This is a genomic window from Actinomycetospora soli (assembly GCF_021026295.1).
GTDB lineage: Bacteria > Actinomycetota > Actinomycetes > Mycobacteriales > Pseudonocardiaceae > Actinomycetospora > Actinomycetospora soli.
Window position 1 is genome coordinate 25,974 of record NZ_JAJNDA010000032.1, and the last position, 13,337, is coordinate 39,310.

14 protein-coding genes and 3 pseudogenes are annotated in these 13,337 nt (G+C 68.4%); 3 read left to right on the top strand and 14 right to left on the bottom strand.

The annotated features are described in order from the left end of the window. The first annotated feature begins 58 nt into the window (after positions 1–58). Together LN037_RS29525 and LN037_RS29530 are read left to right on the top strand one after the other, a co-directional pair. A complete protein-coding gene (locus LN037_RS29525) occupies positions 59–1,483 on the top strand; it encodes a sodium:solute symporter family protein (RefSeq protein ID WP_230760229.1) in 1,425 nt (474 codons plus the stop codon). After that, positions 1,483–2,916 (top strand): UbiD family decarboxylase, encoded by a 1,434-nt coding sequence (locus tag LN037_RS29530; protein WP_230760231.1) that lies wholly within the window; start codon positions 1,483–1,485, stop codon positions 2,914–2,916. The genes LN037_RS29525 and LN037_RS29530 overlap by 1 nt, the downstream gene beginning before the upstream one ends. 255 nt (positions 2,917–3,171) lie before the next feature. On the opposite strand, the gene LN037_RS29535 is transcribed toward LN037_RS29530, so the two are convergent. Both LN037_RS29535 and LN037_RS29540 read right to left on the bottom strand, forming a co-directional pair. Beyond that, positions 3,172–3,411, bottom strand: coding sequence for a hypothetical protein (locus tag LN037_RS29535; protein ID WP_230760233.1), 240 nt, complete (start codon positions 3,409–3,411; stop codon positions 3,172–3,174). 212 nt (positions 3,412–3,623) lie between these two features. Then, a complete protein-coding gene (locus LN037_RS29540; RefSeq protein ID WP_230760235.1) occupies positions 3,624–4,118 on the bottom strand; it encodes a type 1 glutamine amidotransferase family protein in 495 nt (164 codons plus the stop codon). Here LN037_RS29540 and LN037_RS33010 point away from each other — a divergent pair. After that, entirely contained in the window at positions 4,048–4,326 is a 279-nt protein-coding gene (locus tag LN037_RS33010; RefSeq protein ID WP_255695242.1) for a helix-turn-helix domain-containing protein, read from the top strand. The genes LN037_RS29540 and LN037_RS33010 overlap by 71 nt on opposite strands. Before the next feature lie 28 nt (positions 4,327–4,354). Here LN037_RS33010 and LN037_RS34085 read toward each other — a convergent pair. The 12 genes and pseudogenes from LN037_RS34085 to LN037_RS29605 form a co-directional block, all read right to left on the bottom strand. Beyond that, a pseudogene (locus LN037_RS34085) lies at positions 4,355–4,726 on the bottom strand (transposase); the annotation flags it as partial. Positions 4,727–4,979: 253 nt separating this feature from the next. Next, on the bottom strand, positions 4,980–5,210 hold the full coding sequence (locus LN037_RS29555; protein ID WP_230760237.1) for an integrase core domain-containing protein: 231 nt from the start codon (positions 5,208–5,210) through the stop codon (positions 4,980–4,982). Further along, positions 5,194–5,865 (bottom strand): IS3 family transposase, encoded by a 672-nt coding sequence (locus LN037_RS29560; RefSeq protein ID WP_230760239.1) that lies wholly within the window; start codon positions 5,863–5,865, stop codon positions 5,194–5,196. The genes LN037_RS29555 and LN037_RS29560 overlap by 17 nt, the downstream gene beginning before the upstream one ends. Then, entirely contained in the window at positions 5,865–6,164 is a 300-nt protein-coding gene (locus LN037_RS29565) for a transposase (RefSeq protein ID WP_230760241.1), read from the bottom strand. Before LN037_RS29565 ends, LN037_RS29560 begins: the two co-directional genes overlap by 1 nt. A 276-nt stretch (positions 6,165–6,440) precedes the next feature. Beyond that, on the bottom strand, positions 6,441–7,220 hold the full coding sequence (locus LN037_RS29570; protein ID WP_230760255.1) for an FAD-binding oxidoreductase: 780 nt from the start codon (positions 7,218–7,220) through the stop codon (positions 6,441–6,443). Between the two features lie 24 nt (positions 7,221–7,244). Then, a pseudogene (locus LN037_RS33950) lies at positions 7,245–7,481 on the bottom strand (2Fe-2S iron-sulfur cluster-binding protein); the annotation flags it as partial. Positions 7,482–7,533: 52 nt separating this feature from the next. Further along, positions 7,534–8,748: a cytochrome P450 gene (locus LN037_RS29580; protein ID WP_230760243.1), complete on the bottom strand. Its 1,215-nt coding sequence runs from the start codon at positions 8,746–8,748 to the stop codon at positions 7,534–7,536. Positions 8,749–9,710: 962 nt separating this feature from the next. After that, a complete protein-coding gene (locus tag LN037_RS29585) occupies positions 9,711–10,592 on the bottom strand; it encodes an IS3 family transposase (RefSeq protein ID WP_230760245.1) in 882 nt (293 codons plus the stop codon). Further along, entirely contained in the window at positions 10,589–10,882 is a 294-nt protein-coding gene (locus tag LN037_RS29590; RefSeq protein WP_308286213.1) for a transposase, read from the bottom strand. The genes LN037_RS29585 and LN037_RS29590 overlap by 4 nt, the downstream gene beginning before the upstream one ends. Before the next feature lie 175 nt (positions 10,883–11,057). Continuing rightward, entirely contained in the window at positions 11,058–11,864 is an 807-nt protein-coding gene (locus LN037_RS29595) for an IclR family transcriptional regulator (protein WP_230760248.1), read from the bottom strand. 151 nt (positions 11,865–12,015) lie between these two features. Next, complete coding sequence (locus LN037_RS29600; RefSeq protein ID WP_230760250.1) at positions 12,016–12,993, bottom strand: AraC family transcriptional regulator; 978 nt, start codon at positions 12,991–12,993, stop codon at positions 12,016–12,018. 93 nt (positions 12,994–13,086) lie between these two features. Beyond that, a pseudogene (locus LN037_RS29605) lies at positions 13,087–13,337 on the bottom strand (S-(hydroxymethyl)mycothiol dehydrogenase); the annotation flags it as partial.

The window sequence follows — 13,337 nt, forward strand, 5'->3', positions numbered from 1 at the left end:
GGGAACCATACGTTTCGTATTGTTTGAGAGAGCGTGGCACGCGACACAGGGAGAGCCAATGTCGTCGGTGTGGATCGTCCTGCTCGTCGTCTCCGTCTACATGCTGGTCCTGGCCGCGATCAGCTATGTCGTCCGACGATCGTCGCGAACCGCCGAGGGCTTCACCGACGGCGCGCGGGTCTTTCCCGCGGTGCTGATCGGCTTCCTGCTGATGTCGGAGTTCATCGGCACCTCGGCCACGATCGGGACCGCCCAGGAGGCGTACGAGGTCGGGATATCGGCGGCCTGGAACGTCCTCGCCCTCTCGGTGGGCTTCGTGCTGTTCTCCCTGTTCGCGGCGAAGGGGTACAAGGCGCTCGGGGAGAACACGATCTCCGGCGCGCTCGCGCGCCACTACGGGGAGGGCGTCCGCGCCGCCACGTCGGTGATCATGACCTGTGCCCTGCTGATCGTGGCCGTCGCCATCTACGCCAGCGGTGGCGCCGTCCTGTCCGAGCTGCTCGGCATCGACCGGGCGTGGTCCATCGTCATCGTCGGCTCGCTCGCCACGGTGTACGTGATGGTCGGCGGCATGCGGTCGGTCGTCTACACCAACGTGGTGCACGCCGTGATGAAGCTGCTGGCCGTGGTGGTGCTGGTCGTCGTCGGCCTCGGGCGCGTCGGCGGGACGGACGGGCTCCGGGCCGCCCTGCCCGCCGGCCGTTTCACCGTCGACGGCGTCGGGTGGGCCCAGATCTTCGCCTGGTTGATCGCCGGCATCGGCGCCATCTTCGCCACCCAGTACGTCGTCCAGGCCATCACCACGGTGCGGGACCCCGGACGGGCACGACGGGCCGGCTTCTACTCGGCGCTGATGCTGGTGCCCTTCGGGATCCTCGCCGCGACGGTCGGGATGGTCAGCGCGGCGCTCCACCCCGACATCGAGTCCATCGACGCCCTCCCCGCCCTCGCGGTCGACCTCGATCCGCTCCTGACCGGACTCGTGATGTGCGGCCTGGTCGGCGCCATCCTGGGCAGCATCGCGGCCTTGATCATCGGGGCGTCGACGCTGGTGCTCAAGGACTTCTACCGCCCGTACTTCAACCGCGCCGGCGACGACCGGAAGGACCTCGTCTTCGTCCGGATCGCGACCCTCGCCGCCGGTGTCGTCCCCATCGCACTCGCCCTGTTCGCCGACGACGTCCTCGCCGTGACGTTCCTGGCCAAGTCGTTACGAGCGGCCCTCGCCGTCCTCGTCGTCCTGATGTTCTACCGGCCGGGCTTCGGGACCCGGCGCGCGGCGATGGCGTCCATCGTCGCTGCCCTCGTGGCCACCACCGCCTGGTTCCTGGCCGGCGATCCGTTCGGGATCGACAACGCCTACGTCGCGGTCGCGATGCCGCTGCTCGTCATGACCTCGAGCCACCTGTGGCATCGCCGCCGCCACCGCGAGCCGGACGCGGCAGACCGGCCCGCACCCGTCGCGATGAAGGAGCACAGCTGATGAGCGTTGCGCCGCCACCCGGGGCAGACCTGCGGACCTGGCTCGACCACCTCCAACGCACCGACCGTCTCGCCGTCGCCCGGCCCGGGGCCGCGCTGCGCCACGGTGTCGCGGCCGTGGCCAACCGACTCGACGGCACCGCCGCGACGCTCTTCCCGGCGCCGGACGGGCACCCGGTGCCGGTGCTGGCCGGGGTCCTCGGCGCGCGCTCCTGGGTCGCCGAAGCCCTCGGGGTCGGCGACGACGCTCTGCTCGAGCGTTTCGAGCGCGCCACGCGCGAGCCGGTGCCGTGCACCGAGATCGACACCGCCCCGTGCCAGGACGTCGTGCACCGGGAGGTCGACCTGACCCGCCAGCTGCCGGTACCCACCCACAACGAGCACGATCACGGCCCCTACATCACCGCCGGACTGCTCGTCACCCGCCGCCCGGGCACGAGGGTGCAGAACGTGGCCATCCACCGGCTGCAGGTCAGCGGACCGGACCGGCTCGGCGCGCTGCTGCTGCCTCGCCACACGCTCGAGTTCTTCGACGACGCCGAGGCCCGGGGCGAGGACCTCCCGGTGGCGGTCGTCATCGGCAACGACCCGATCACCCTGCTGGCCTCCCAGGCCATCGTCCCCGTCGATCACGACGAGTTGGAGATCGCCGGGGCACTGCGCGGCTCGCCGCTGCCGGTGACCCGATGCGTCACGAACGACGTCCGCGTGCCGGCCGGGGCCGAGTTCGTGGTCGAGGGCCGTCTGTTGGCCGGGACCCGCGAGCCGGAAGGGCCGTTCGGCGAGTTCCCCCAGTACTACGGCCCGCGCGCCGAACGCCACGTCATCGCCGTCGACGCCGTCACCCACCGCCACGAGCCGATCTTCCACACCATCGTCGGCGGCGGTGGCGAACACCTGCTGCTCGGCGCCGTGCCCCGCGAGGCGTCGTTCCTCTCCCACCTGCGCCGCAGCTTCCCCTCGGTCCGCGACCTGCACCTGTCGCGCGGCGGGACGTGCCGCTACCACCTCGCCGTGCAGATCGACAAAGGCTCCGAGGGCGAGGCACGCAACGTCATCCTCGGGGCCCTCGCCGTGCACTACGACGTCAAGCACGTCGTCGTGGTCGACACCGACGTCGACGTCCACGACCCTGCCGAGGTGGAGTGGGCCGTCGCCACCCGATTCCAGGCCGACCGCGACCTCGTCGTCATCCCGGGCGCGCAAGGCTCGAAGCTGGACCCGTCCACGGACAGCGGGGTCGGGGCCAAGATGGGGCTCGACGCCACCGTCCCGCTCGCGGCCGAGCCCATGCGCTTCACCCGCATCCATGTGCCCGGCGAGGAGCAGATCGATCCCTCGACCGCCGTCTCGGCCGCCTCCCCGAATTGGCAAAAGGACCTGATCCGGGCGCCCGCCGGTGACGGGCCGACTCCCTCGTCGGCCGACGAGTGAGGTGACACCGCGTTGCAGCGCCGCGACCTCGCCTCCATCTGCGTCGCCTGCCGTGCCGTCGGGCTCCGACAACGGCTCCGACGACGGCTCCGACGCCGTCGGCCAGCCGTGCTCCCGACCCGAGCAGGCCACGTCGCACCCCAGCCCGCCCCTGTAGATCAAGGTCCCCACGGTGGCCGTGTCGAGCAAATCGCGGCTCACGAGCTCAGCGCGCGTTCCCTGGGCCGCACGTCCGCCGCGGCAAAGGACCCGTCGTCACCGCAGGTTCCCCTGATCGAACACCCCGACGTCCGCCGGGTGCTGGCGCATAGGGCCTACGTGGAGGGTGCACTGGCCCTCGTCCTGCGCTGCGCGACGGCTGGCGCGCCGTCGGGGATGGAACCGGCGGACCGGTCCGATGGCCGTGCGGACCGGCACGCCGTCGAGATTGAGGTCGAGTCGACGGGTCGCCAGCGCCTCACCGACGCGAAGGCCGGTGCTGAGGAAGAACCGCACGAGGCCGGGAGCTCCACTGTACGGACGATCTTCTGCTCGTGTAGCAAGGCCGGGTCGTCGGACGAGCTGTCGAGCCGGGCGAGGAAGTCGCGCCGCTCGTCGGCGGTGAGTCCGCGTGGTCGGCTCGCGCGCCGGCCCGTGGGCTGCTCGATGCGGTCGAGCTCGCGGACGGGGTTGCCGGCGATGGCTTCGTTGAGCACCACGATCTGGCGTCAGCTCTTGGTGGCCTCCACCAGGGTTGTTGCGGCGAGCTTGCCGAGGGCGTCGGCGGCCAGTGGGCTTTCGCCGGTGAGCAGGCCACGGTCGCGGTGGACGTGGCCGGCCATGTCCTCGTTGACCACGACCAGTCCCTGGGCGCGCAGACCCTCGGCGAGCAGCCAGGGCATGGGGCCGGGGATGTAGCCGAGGTCGAGGTTGGCTCCGGTGTCGAGGGCGTCGGGGAAGGCGCAGGACTCGTAGCCGGTCAGGGGTGAGGTGTCGCGGTCGAGTCCGACGGCCAGGAGGGCGGCGGGGCCGTGGCAGAGGGTGATGATGAAGCGGTCGGCGCACCTAGTGCTGCGGCAAGCAACGTTGTCGCGGTAACTGCCCTTGATCAGGATCTTGGGGTTGGGGAGGCTGTCGCCGGAGGTGGTGGCGATGGCACGCCCGGCTGGGGTGTTCGTCCGGGAGCTCTCCCCGTCGGAGGCGGAGCGACTGGTCAAGATCACTCGGACCACGAAGGACCGGGTGCGGTTGCGGCGGGCGGGGATCGTGCTGGCCTCGACCCAGGGCCGCTCGGCGAGCGACGCGGCGGCGATGTTCGCGATGACCGCGGCCTACGGCCGGGAGGTGATTCACGCGTTCAACGCTCAGGGGTTCGCCGCACTGGACCCAAAATGGAGCGGGGGCCGAGAGCCTGTCACGCTTCCCGTGTAAGCAACGGGACGATGATGGATTGAACCTATCAGAGTTTCAGTCGTCCGGGGAAGTGGACGACCAGCGTGTTCAGTGCGATTTTCCAGCCATAGGTGCCGGTACCTGATTCACCTCCGCGGTTGCTGGATATGTTCCGCAATCCGAGATGGATGAGTTTCATCGCTGCTTCCTCGGACGGGAAGTGGCCGCGGGCTTTGGTGATCTTCCGGAGCTGGAAGTTGATGGACTCGATGGCGTTGGTCGTGTAGACGACCCGGCGCAGTTCCGGTGGGTAGTCCAGGAACGGCGTGAACTCGTTCCAGGCCCACTGCCAGACATCGATGACCCCGGGGTACTGGGCGCCCCAGGTCTGGTCGAGGTCTTTGAGGGCGAGCTCAGCGGCTTCGACGCTGGGCGCTGTCCGTGGCCATGAAAAAGTCCCCGGTGGTGGCCAGGTTGGGGTCCCCGCGGGTGGCCAGGTGAGGTCCCCGCGGGTGGCCAGGTAGGAGTCCCCCGGTCTCTCGTCGTGTCGTGCCGACGGTGGGGCCCTGGGCGGTGACGGTGGCGGTGACTAGCCAGCTCACCGCACCGCCCAGGGGTCCTCCATTGAAGTCTGCGAGGGAACGTATGGACATTGAGCTTGACCCCGTAGACCGGACACCTGGGGTGTGGGGTCAGTGATCTTGGTCGGGGCTGGTGTGGCGGGCTTCGAAGTCGACCGGTGAGAGCATTCCGATGCTGGAATGGCGTCTGATCGGGTTGTACCAGCACTCTATCCACTCGAAGATCCCGGTCGCAAGTTCAGTGCGTGATTCCCACTTGCGGGAGTCGAGCAGTTCGAGTTGCATCGTGCCCCAGAACGATTCCATCATCGAGTTGTCGTAACAGTCACCGATCGAACCCATCGACGGGACGATCCCCGGCGTCGACCAGCCGGCGCCCGAACGCCCACGAGGTGAATTGCGACCCGTGGTCGGAGTGCAGAACGGTAGAACCGTCATCGAGCGGTTTGCGGCGAAGGATCGCCATGCCGAGTGCGTCGGTGACCAGTTCAGTGCGCATGTTGTCGTCGATCGACCACCCCACAATCCGCCGTGAGAACACGTCGAGGACCGCAGCGCAGTACACCTTGCCTTCTCCGGTGTGGTGTTCGGTGATGTCGGTGACCCAGAGCCGGTCGGGGCCGGCGGCGGTGAAGTCGCGGTCGACCAGGTCCGGGTAGGGGTCGGCGGCAGGGTCGCGTCGGGTGCAGCGGCGGGTGCGGCGCCGGTAGAGGCCCTGCAGCCTGGCCTCGCGCATGAGCCGGGCCACCCGCTTGCGGTTGACCCGCTCGCCGAGCCCGAGGACGAGTTCGGCGTGCACCCGCGGGGCGCCGTAGGTGCCGCGGGACTCGCTGTGGATCTTCTCGATCACCTTGGCCAGCAACTCGTTCTGCTGGGCGCGCACCGACTTCACCCCGGTCCGCCATTCGTAGTATCCGGAGCGGGAAACGTTCAGCACCCGGCAGGCCACCGCGACGTCGATGCCGTCGTCGGCGAGTTCACAGACCAGCGGGAACACTACTTTGGGAGGACGTTCTCCTTCGCGAAGTACGCCGCGGCCCGCTTGACGATCTCGAGCTCGACCTCGAGTCGTTTCGCCTTCTTCCGCAACTCGGCGAGCTCGGCTCGCTCATCGGTGCTCAAGCGGCCCTGCTCGACGCCGTTCTTGCCGTCGTCGGCGTCGGCCTGGGCCATCCAATTCCGCAGGCAGGACTCGGAAATGCTGAGCTCTTTCGCGATCTGGGCGACGGGTTGCTCGCCCAGACGGGCAAGCTCGACCGCTCGCCGCCGGAACTCAGGCGCGTGTGGGGCAGGCACGAAGATGATCCTCCCTGGCGGACCGGGTCCACCTCAGGCGAGGTGTCCGGTGGGAGGGGTCAAGCTCAACAGCCGCGTACCGGCCCCGACACTGCTGCGCCCCGCGGGAGATCTCCCGCGGGGCGCAGTCGTGAGGAGGGACGGGACGTCAGGGGATCGTCTGTTCCTCTGGGGAGAAGAGCATCGTGACGCCCCCGGAGAGCGGCTCCACCCCAGGGATCTTGTGCAGGAGTGGCAGGTGGGTGAGTCTCGTTGTGGGTGGTCAGGAGGACGTACTCAGGAGGCTGCGGCGTCGACGTCGGGCACCGGGGGTGCGACGGTGAACTCCTCCTTGGAAATCATCCTCGGGGCCATGCGCCTGCGTTTGAGGGCCTTTACCGCTGCGGCCACCATGGCCGGCGGGCCGCACAGGAAGGCACTCATGCCCTTGCAGGAGGCGAAGTCGGCCACAACGGCGTCGGTCACCATGCCGGTAGCGCCGTCCCAGTCCTGTTCGCTCAGCACCGGCCGGTAGTGGACGTGGTCGTGGCGGGTCTCGAGCTCGAGGAAGAACTCGACGTCGTAGAGATCGACCTTCCGCCGGCCACCGTGGTAGACGTACAGCTCCGGCGCCAGGTCCTCGGCGAGTGCGTGTTGCACGATCGACTTCAGCGGCGCGAGGCCGGTGCCGCCCCCGATGAGGATTACGGGGCCATCGGTCTTGTCCACGAGGTGGAACTGGCCGAGGGGGCCGCGCAGGGAGATGCGGTCCCCCACGGACAACGAGCGGAAGATCCAGCGCTCCGTGGCGGCGCCGCCCTCGGTCAGCTTGATGTGGAACTCGAGCCGGCGGGTTTCCGACGGCGGGTTCGCCATGGAGTACTGGCGGGCGAGGGTCGTCCCGGGGATCAGCAGCTCTGCGTACTGACCCGCGTTGAACTGCATCGCCTCGTCGAGCTCGACGACCAGCCGGCGGGTCGCGGCAGCGATGTCGTCGAGCACGACGACGGTCCCCTCGTGATCGCGCAACGGGTGACGGGGAACACCGTCGTCGACGGCGCCCAGTGGCTCGACCACGAGGTCCGAGCGTGGGGCGGCCCTGCAGGCCAGGACCAGCCCGGAGTCGCGTTCCTCCGTGGTCAGGGTGTACTCGGGCGAGTCGCGGTGGTCGACCTCGCCGCAGAGGACCTTGAGCTTGCAGGTCCCGCAGGTGCCCTGGGTGCACGAGTGGGGTAGCCACTGGTTGGCCCGCAGGGCGGCATCGAGGACCGACTGGTCCTCTCCGACCGTGAGGTCCACGTCCTGGCCCGTGACTCGGACCGTGTACTTGTCAGCCATCTTCAGACGACTCCGCTCCAGTTCCGTTGCTGGTCCCGCGGTGAGCGGGCTCCTAGACCTCCCATTTCACGAACAGCTGCTTGGGTCCGCGGAAGCCCCAGCCCCAGAAGTTGACCTCGTGGTCGGTGTCGCGCTCGAGGTTGGGGATCGCCTCGAAGAGCTCCTCGAGCCCGATGCGGACCACAGCGTTGGCGAAGTAGGTACCTGCGCAGGCGTGCTTGCCGCCGCCGAAGGTCATCGTCGGCCTGACCGGTCGGTCGAGGTCGTACTGGCTCGGCGCGTCGTAGGCGTGTTCGTCCTGGTTCGCCGAGCCGTAGGTGAGCATCACGATCGAGCCCTCCGGCAGGTCCACGCCGCCGACCGTGACGTCCCGTGCGGCCCGCTTGACGGCCGCGGACCAGATCGGCGCGACCCACCGCATCCCCTCGGCGGCCGCCCGCGGGATCAGCTCGGGGTCGTCGATGACCCGCTCCAGCTGCTCGGGTCGGCTGAACAGACCCGCAAGAGTGGTGGCCATCGCGTGTCCGGGCTCCTGCATCGCCCCCAGAAGGAAGACGTACAGGTTGGGGTAGATGACGTCGCGGCTGCGGGTCTGTCCCTCGGGCATCCCGTCGTGCAGCCAGTGCGAGATCGCGGTGTGGTCGGGCTGGGTGCTCCACTTGTCGATCTTCGGGTCGACGTGGGCGATGATCTCGGCCTTGGCCTCGTCACCCGGCCGGAAGCCCTCGGGGTTGGCGAACTCGCCGTTCTCGTCCACCGCAGCGTTGGTGAAGGACACGCTGAGCTTGTGGAACCACTCCCGGAGCTTGTCCGTGCTGACGTCGTCGAGGCCGAGCAGGTCGCCCAGTGCACGGACGCTGACCGGCTCGCAGTAGGCCGCCACGATGTCGACGTGGCCGTCGTTCTCGAAGGCGGCGATCCGCTCGCGGGCGAAGGGTCGGACCAGGTTGTCGATGTACTTGTCCACGGCCGACGGCTGCAGGTGAGGCTCGACCATGTCGCGGAGCTCGCGGTGCTCCTCGCCGTTCGTGTTGAGCAGCGCGGCGGGGCCGAAGGTCCGGCCGCCGGCCGCCGAGATCACCGCGGGCCAGTTCTCGTCGTCACGGGCGATCTGCTCGCAGAGCTCGCGCGTCGAGACCAGGTGCATCCCGAGCGCGGGCACGAACGCCACCGGAGCCTCCTTCCGCAGCCGCTCGTAGAACGGGTACGGGTCGGCCTCGAGCTGCTCCATGGTGATGTCGTTGACGAAGTCCGGGGTGATGGTCACGGTGCTCCTCGTTCAGGTCAGGCCCGCCGGCGTTGGCGGGCGCTCATGCACTCGGTCCTAGGTTCGATCTACGCGACCAGCGTCACAACGCGCGTTCCGGCATGGTGGATAACCAGCCGTCAAAGGGGACTTGTTTACGGCTTGCCCATCGGACGCCGGAAGGTCACCCCGTGATGTCGCGGCCGAGGATCTGCCGCGCGATCACCCACTTGACTGGAACCTGACCCCTCCCTCCACTGGCAGACCGTCGACCACGATCTCACCCACATAAAGATCCACTTCGGCCCCTGCATCAACAAGCACGTAGACCGGTTCAGTTGCGGGCGCCGCAGATCGATCCATCCGGCTAGCGTAGACCAATTCGCTTGTGAGAGGGCCTCTCTCGCACTCATACACGAGAGTATCTACGAACAACTGCCAACCAAGCTCGGCTCTGACTCCAGTTTCTTCCTCACCTGAGCTCACGTGGGCGAGCTGCCCGAAGCTCGTGATCCATTCGGGGCCGAGCTCTCAAGCTTAAGAAGTTCGCGTCCTGGGCCACAGAGGGAGCTAGTCACCTCGTAGTTTCCCGAGACTGTCAGTGCGTGCTGTCATCTTGGCAGTATGGAAGCGGCAGCTGAGCACATTGCGCGTATCCGCGCGGGAAACCTGCGAGTCCCGCGCGCAGAATTTGTTGCTGTCTGGACCATGGCAGAGCGGCGATGTGAGGGCCAAGCCGGGCAGGGGATTGACGACTGGTATGCCGCCGCCGTGGTCGCAACGTGCAGCTGGATCGCGTGCGCGATCTATCGGCCCCCCTGGGGTCGGCCGCATCCAGTGATGGCGCTAAGAGAACGTCCCCGGAGCTGCTAGATCATCTTCCCCAGGCGGGATGAGGTTAGCGCGGTCTGATGGTCGGGGGTCAAGCCCGCCGTAGTGGGATCACCGAGGGGTGGAGTGTCCCCGCTTCGACGGACAGTCGGTCAGGCTGCGGGATCGGCTATCTCGGTCAGCGTCCGATATCCTAATTCGTACTCGGCGGGTGTCAAATAGCCGAGGTGGGAGTGGCGCCAGCGTCGGTTGTAGTCTCCTTCGATCCACAGGAACGTGGCTTGGCGCAGTTCAGTGAGCCCGTTCCAGGGTCGGGTGTGGATCAGCTCCTTCTTGTAGGTCGCGAAGAACGACTCCGCGACCGCGTCGTCGTAGCAGGTCGCTCGCCGGCCCATCGACCGACGGATCCCGCGGGCCTCACAGAATGCGGTGAACTCGGCGCTGGTGAATTGCGTTCCCCTGTCCGAGTGGAAAATCAGGCCCGGCTCGGGGCGTCTTGTGGCGATGGCCTGGGTCAGGGCGTCGGTGACCAGGTCGGTGCGCATGTGCTGGTCGATTGCCCACCCGACGACCTTGCGGGAGGCCAGGTCGATCACGGTGGCCAGGAAGCAGAACCCGTCGACGGTGTCGATGTAGGTGATGTCGCCGGCCCAGACGGTGTCGAGGGCCTCGACGTCGAACTGCTGGCCGAGCAGGTCCGGCGCGTCGATCGGGCGCCAGCGCCACGGGGTGCGCCCGTGCAGGCCCGCCGCGCGCATCAGCCGCCACACCCGCTTGCGGCCGACCCGCCAGCCCTGCGCGGTCAGCTCCGCCCACACCCGCCGGACCCCGAGCCGGCCGGGCAGCTGGTCGTACTGCTCGCGGATCTCGGCGCTCAACTCGGCGTCGTCGAGGTCGCGGCGCGAGGGCAGCCGGCGGCGCCAGTCGTAGTACCCCGAGCGCGACACCTCGAGCGATGCGCACATGAAGCTCACCGGGAACGCGTCAGCGGGATCGTCGGAGTCGGCCCAGTTCGCGATCGCCGCGTACTTCACGGCTGGTCTTTCGCGAACCAGGTCGCTACTTTTTTTGCGAAGTCACGCTCCATCCGCAGCGTCGCGTTCTCTACGCGCAGCCGTTCGAGTTCCTCACGCTCATCGACCGCCAACGGCTTGTCGGCATCAGCGGCTGTGCGGGCCTGCTTGGCTTTTTTCACCCACTTGCCCAACGTCATCTCGTGAACATTGATCGACCGGGCCACCTCCGCGATCGAGCGGCCCGAATCCAGAACCAGCGCCACCGCCTGGTCCTTGTGCTCCTGTGTGAAGTGTCGCCGCGTCGCCACGGTCGGTCCCTCCGCTACGGGTCAAGCAACCCTACGCGGCTGTCCGCCAGACCGGGGACGCTCCAAGCCCATGGGGATCGATACGGCTGTGTTTGAGACACGAGCACATCCGGCACTCGATCCGCTCAGCCTCAACGTAAGAGCCGCGGGCTCTCACCCAGCGCACCACGTGCTGTCAGCTCGCCACCAGGTCCAGGCGTCCGGGCCCGCGACGAGCGGGAGCAGGAGCACCGTCGTCGGGAGCGGACAGCGACCGACTGATGGACGCTGCTGCTGACGTGACCGCTCGCTGGAGCACGGCCTGTGCCGAGACGAAACGATGCACGGGGACCGTCATGCTGATGGCCGCGACGACCGAACCCATCTCGTCGCGTACCGGAGCGGCGGCGCACCAGACGTCGGTCACCGTCTCTCCGCGGTCGATCGCGAAGCCCTGCATGCGGACGGCGTTGAGCTCGTTCTCGAGGCTGTCCGGCGTCGTGATTGTCGCGGGAGTATGGCGCTTGAGCGGGCGCTCGAGCACGTGCCGGGCGACCTCGGCGGGGGAGCGGTGGGCAAGCAGCACCTTGCCGACTCCGTTGCAATGCGCGTCGACGGCCGCGCCGACACGTGTACCGGTGACCGTGACGACGTGGGTGCCGACCACCTTGTCGAGGTAGAGCACCTTATAGCGCTCCAGGACCGCCAGGTGACAGGTCTCGCCGTGGCGGTGCACGAGCTCCTGGAGGACCGGAGCGGCGGCCGACCGTACGTCTTGGCCGCAGCCCAGCGTGTCGCTCAGCTCGACCACACGCCACCCGATCCGGTAGCGCCCCCGTGCGCGGTTCTGCAGCAGGCCGGTTCCGACCAGGCTCGACAGCAGGGCGTGGGCGCTCGAACGGGGGACGCCGATGACCTCGGCGACCTCCGACACGCCCCATTCCGGGCGCTCGACGGTGAAGAGGTCGAGGATCGGGCCGATCTTCTGGACGGTCTGCAGCACTGCGACCTCCGGTCGGGTGGTGGAACCGAGCCGGCCTGAGGTGGCGCTCCGATCGGGCCACCTCGCGGCTGTGACCCGGGACACTAAGGGGTTGGGCGTCGACTCGCGATCCGGTGAGCGCGAGGCGGGCTGGCCGATTTGCGCAGGACGGTCAGTCGGACCGCAGCGTGGTCGAGGGCGCCTCCCCGTACTCCTGGGCGTAGGCGGCCGCGAATCGCCCGAGGTGGCTGAAGCCCCATCGGTAGGCAATGTCGGCGACGGAGGCGCACGAGGGGTCGCTGACGACGAGCTCGGAGTGCACCCGGCGAAGTCGGACCGCCCGGAGGTGGGCTGTGGGCGTCGTCCCGGTCACCCGGCGGAAGCCGTCCTGGAGAGTGCGGACGCTGATCCCGCAGCGACTCGCTAGCTCAGGGACGGTCCACGGTTCCTCGGGTTGGTCCTCCAGGAGGTCGATGGCCTGCTTGATCGCTGTCGGAGCGACGGCGGCCGGCTCCTCGAGGAGCGATCGGACCTGCGGGTGGTCGAGCGCGTAGAGCAGGCCCGTGAGGATGCTCTGGGCAAGCGGACGGGTGATGAGCTTGTTGGTGACCAGACCGTCCGGCCGCCCGAGGAGGTCGACGAGCGCACGTGTCACGCACCACCAGTCACGCCCGGGCCCGCAGGTCAGGTCGAGACTGGGCCTGAGCGCCAGGGGGCCCGCGAACTCCGTGCGCGCGACATCGGCGAGCTGGCGCTCGAGTGCCGCGCGATCGATCTTGACGCCGACCAGTTCGCCGCCGTCTGCGAAGCCGCGGAACGACGTGGCGCCGTAGGGCCGGTAGACCGCGGCTGTTCCGGGGTCCGCGACGACTTCGTCGGAACCCGAGCGGCTGAGAAACCGGCCTCGCACCGGCACGTTGACTTCGTAGCTCGTCTCGAGGTCGTCGGTCTCGATGAGGACCTCGCCGCTGTAGCGCAGCACCCCGACCAGGATCGGACCGAATTGCATGGCCCGGATGTCCATCTCGAACGGTCTGTCCCGCTGGAGGACGGTAAGCCGGTGCGGAAAGTAGATCTTCGCGCCGAACTGTTCGGCCTGATCGGTCGCCCGGCAGTGGGCAGCGAGCACGTCGGTCTGCTCGTCGTCCATGGCTACCCCCGAGCTCTGCCTGGTGGAAACCACGGTAGCCGATTCCAGCGGTCGGCCGTCGGGCTCGCGCCGACGGCCGTTCACCCGCTGGACCTAGAGGATCACCACCGAGCGCAGCACGTCACCGTGGTGCATCTTGTCGAACGAGGCCTCGACGTCGTCGAGCGAGATCCGCTCGGTGACGAACTTGTCGAGCGGGAACCGGCCCTGCAGGGCCAGGTCGACCAGCATCGGGAAGTCGCGGCTGGGCAGGCAGTCGCCGTACCAGGACGAGCGCAGCGACCCGCCGTGGGAGAAGAACGGCTGGAAGTCGGCCTCGAGCTTCATGTCCGGCGACGGCACGC

What these genes read in the sequence shown, in the direction of transcription:
- LN037_RS29530 (WP_230760231.1), top strand. Translation starts at nt 1,483, where the DNA reads ATGAGCGTTGCGCCGCCACCCGGGGCAGACCTGCGGACCTGGCTCGAC.
- LN037_RS29525 (WP_230760229.1), top strand. Translation starts at nt 59, where the DNA reads ATGTCGTCGGTGTGGATCGTCCTGCTCGTCGTCTCCGTCTACATGCTG.
- LN037_RS29555 (WP_230760237.1), bottom strand. Translation starts at nt 5,210, where the DNA reads ATGGGTTCGATCGGTGACTGTTACGACAACTCGATGATGGAATCGTTC.
- LN037_RS29600 (WP_230760250.1), bottom strand. Translation starts at nt 12,993, where the DNA reads ATGGACGACGAGCAGACCGACGTGCTCGCTGCCCACTGCCGGGCGACC.
- LN037_RS33010 (WP_255695242.1), top strand. Translation starts at nt 4,048, where the DNA reads ATGGCACGCCCGGCTGGGGTGTTCGTCCGGGAGCTCTCCCCGTCGGAG.